At 61.1% G+C, this 465-nt stretch carries 1 protein-coding gene; it reads left to right on the top strand.

Annotated features, from left to right (window positions below; translation table 11 throughout):
• On the top strand, positions 1 to 465 hold a 465-nt coding region (locus D7V93_RS44000; RefSeq protein WP_208723388.1), incomplete at both ends, for an efflux RND transporter permease subunit.

Here is a 465-nt window from a genome sequence, read left to right as displayed (position 1 = left end):
CCGATGTTGACATCGGACGGGAGCTGCGCACCGGTGCCGCCACGGAGAACGGCAAGGAGGTCGTGCTGGGTACAGTGTTCATGCTGATCGGCGAGAACAGTCGGGCGGTATCCCAGGCCGTCGACAAGAAAATGGCGGAGATCAATCGTACGCTCCCCGCCGGCGTCAAGGCCGTGACCGTGTATGACCGGACCGTGCTGGTCGACACGGCGATTGCTACGGTCAAGAAGAATCTGCTCGAAGGCGCGACTCTCGTTATCGCCATTCTTTTCCTGTTCCTGGGCAACATCCGCGCCGCTGTCATCACGGCGATGGTCATCCCGCTGGCGATGCTGTTCACGTTCACCGGCATGGTCAGCTACAAGATCAGCGCAAACCTGATGAGTCTGGGGGCGCTGGATTTCGGCATCATCATTGACGGCGCGGTGGTGATCGTCGAGAACTGCGTGCGTCGCCTGGCGCACG

Source organism: Corallococcus llansteffanensis (assembly GCF_003612055.1).
Taxonomy (GTDB): domain Bacteria; phylum Myxococcota; class Myxococcia; order Myxococcales; family Myxococcaceae; genus Corallococcus; species Corallococcus llansteffanensis.
Note: the sequence above shows the minus strand (reverse complement) of the source record. Positions and strands in the feature narration are given on the sequence as shown.